This is a genomic window from Hyalangium sp. (assembly GCF_035629615.1).
Classification (GTDB): domain Bacteria; phylum Myxococcota; class Myxococcia; order Myxococcales; family Myxococcaceae; genus Hyalangium.
The window spans coordinates 1-3,162 of record NZ_DASPHO010000163.1; the positions used below are offsets into that span (position 1 = coordinate 1).

Consider the following 3,162-nt stretch of genomic DNA (forward strand, 5'->3'; position numbering starts at 1 on the left):
CGGGCCTGCTGACCTTTGGCGGCGCCTACACCGCCATTCCCTTCCTCCAGCAGGATGCGGTGGCCCGAGGCGGGTGGATGACCGATGCCCAGTTCCTCGACGGACTCGCGCTCGGCGGGGTGCTCCCCTCCCCCCTCATCATCTTCGGCACCTTCGTGGGCTACCTCGGGGGCGGCCTGCCCGGCGCGCTGGCGATGACGGCCGGCATCTTCGCCCCCGCCTTCTTGATGACGCTGCTGGCCCACGACCCGCTGGAGCGGCTGCTCCACCACCCACGCGCCCGCGGCTTCCTCGAGGGCATCACCGCGGGCGTCGTGGGCCTCATCGGCGGCACCGCGCTCCCCCTGCTGCGCGCCGCCGTGGGAGATGTGACCACCGGGCTCGTCTTCGTCGCCTCCCTGGCCGTCTTCTTCGCTTCGAAGGCCCGGCTGGCCCCCATGGCCGTGCTCGCCGCGGCGGCCGCCGTGGGCATGGGGGTGCACGCGCTCGGGTGGATGTAGGCCGCCCCTCTCCCCACCAGGGAAGCGTCCACCGGATCTTGGGTTCAGGGCACGGCTCGGGCTAGCCTTGGCTCCGCCATGTCGATGTACAACGAGTCGCTCCGAGCCTTCTTGAAGCCGGTCCTCCCGTACCTGGATGATCCGTCGGTATCGGAGATCATGATCAACGGCCCGGCCGATGTCTGGATCGAGCGCAAGGGCCGCCTGAGCAAGACCGACGCCTTCTTCTCCGAGGAGGGCCTGATCGGCGCCGCGCGCAACATGGCGCAGTTCGTCGGCCGCATGCTCACCGATGAGCGCCCCCGGCTGGACGCGCGCCTGCCCGACGGCAGCCGCATCCACGTGGTCATCCCGCCCATCGCCCGGCGGGGCACCACCATCTCGATCCGCAAGTTCTTCAAGGACAAGCTCACGATCGATGCCCTCATCAAGTACAACTCGATGACGACGCAGATGGCGCGGCTCATCGACGCGGGCATCCACACCAAGCTCAACATGCTGGTGTCTGGCGGCACGGGCTCCGGCAAGACGACGCTGCTCAACATCGTCTCCTCCCTCATCCCCGACGATGAGCGCATCCTCACCATCGAGGACTCGGCGGAGCTCCAGCTCAACCAGTCCCACCTGGTGGCCTTCGAGAGCCGTCCACCGGACAAGTTCGGCAAGGGCGGCGTGGACATGGGAGATCTGCTCCACTCGGCCCTGCGTCTGCGCCCCGACCGCATCGTCGTGGGCGAGGTGCGCGGCGGTGAGGCCTTCCACCTGGTGCAGGCGATGAACACCGGCCACGGCGGCTCGCTGGCCACCTGCCACGCCAACACGCCCACGGACACCCTGCGCCGCATCGAGTCGCTGTGTCTCATGTCCGCGGTGGAGCTGCCCATGGTGGCCGTCCGGGCCCAGGTCGCCAGCGCCATCAACTTCGTCATCTGCTGCGAGCGCCTCCACGACGGCAGCCGAAAGACGATCGCGCTGTCCGAGGTGCTCCCGCTCAACGAGAAGGGCGACTACCGCACCCAGGACATCTTCGTCTTCACGCCGGTGACCAAGGACGAGGACGGCCACATCCTCGGCTACCACGCGCCCACGGGCATCATCCCCACCTTCGTCGCGAAGGCCCGCGCGTACGGTTTCTCGGATCTGGACGAGTCCTTCTTCGACCCGGCCACCTACGGGGTGCCGCCGCCGCCCACGTTCCAGGTGGGCACCTCGTACGAGGTGCGCTGGGCCCCCTCGCTCAAGCACCGTGAGCAGGGTCGGCCCGATCCCGCCGAGTACAAGAAGCACTGGCAGGACTTCGAGAAGAAGCTGCACGAGGACGCACGCCAGGCCAAGGACGGCCAGCCCGCCCTCCCCGCGTCGCCCGTGCAGGTGCAGGTGCCCGCCAACCTCCCCGGTGCCGCGAAGCCCGCTCCGGCCTCCGCCAGGCCCGCTCCTCCGTCTCCCGCGCAGGCCCGGCCCGCTCCCAAGCCCTCACAGGATGGCCTGACGGACGAGGACAAGACGCCGCCGCCCACTCGCAACCCGTTCGCCCGCAGCGAAGAGGACGACCTCAGCGCGCCGGACGACACCTCCACCCACTCGGGCATGCCGCCCAAGGACGAGCCCAAGGTGGAGATCTCCGAGGATCTGCTGGCGGAGGCCGCCTCCTCCCGCCTCGCGCAAGTCCCACCGCGCCGCCCCGCTCCCCCGTCCGCCGCGCCTGCCCGCCCGACCACCGGCTCCTCCAATGCCGCCGTGCGGCCGCCGGGTGCCGTGCCTCCCCGCCGCCCCGCTCCCGCTCCGGGCTCCTCCGCGCGCCCCTCCGTGGCCGCGGAGGACGGTGAGGCGGGCTCCGGCTCGGGCAATGGGGAGAAGACCCAGATCCGCTCTCCTCCCCCGGATCGGCCGCGCCGGTGAGCCGGAGCCCCGGCACCTGGGTCCCCCTGTTCCTCGAAGCCAACCCAGGAGATACGTAGGGTATTCTCCCACCCCCCTCCTGTACGGGGAGCGTGGCTGGCTTCGACGCAGAGCGGTACCTCGGGGACGTCCCCTCACCTGGACGAGCCCCGAGCGCGGTCACAGTCTTGCTCTAGTGGCGGCATGAGGAGAAAGTCACCCCCCGTGCTGACACCCCTTCTCCTCACCTTGGTCCTGCTCCACCAGGCGCCCGCTGCGCCGGAAGAGCCCATCACCGTGCTCATCGCCCCACCCGATACGGCGGGCGTGCCCGGGCACGTCGTTGAGTTTGCCCAGGAGCATGTCGCCGAGCAGGCCCGGTCCAAGGGCTTCACGGTGATCCGGATGAAGGACTTCCTGAAGAAGCTCCCCTCCGCCAAGCGCCGGTCGCTACTGAGGTGCAAGCGCACGGAGCTGCGGTGCCTCATCGCGCTCGGCGAGGCGGCCAAGAGCGAGGTGGTGATGGTGGCGGAGCTGCTCCAGCGCATGGACGGCTACCGCGTCGGCACGAAGATCTACAAGACGGCAGATGGCGGGCTCGTGGCCGAGCACCTCATCCCAGGTGTCCGCGAGGATGGGATGCTCGACGCGCTCAGCCAATCCCTGGACACGGTGGTGCCTCAGGTGATCCGGCAGCTGCGTCCCTCGTCCGCTCCGCCCGACGAGGCGACGCCCAAACCGCCCGATGAGGTGACGCCCAAACCGCCTGATGAGGGGACGCCCA

2 protein-coding genes and 1 pseudogene are annotated in these 3,162 nt (G+C 69.9%); all 3 read left to right on the top strand.

Translation table 11 applies throughout. The features are described 5' to 3' along the window. A partial coding sequence (locus VD972_RS08410) for a chromate transporter (protein ID WP_324983493.1) occupies positions 1-500 on the top strand: 500 nt, incomplete at its 5' end. Positions 501-578: 78 nt separating this feature from the next. After that, positions 579-2,399, top strand: a complete 1,821-nt coding sequence (locus VD972_RS08415) for a CpaF family protein (RefSeq protein WP_324983497.1) — start codon at positions 579-581, stop codon at positions 2,397-2,399. Positions 2,400-2,603: 204 nt separating this feature from the next. Then, positions 2,604-3,162 (top strand): annotated as a pseudogene (locus VD972_RS08420) (hypothetical protein); the annotation flags it as partial.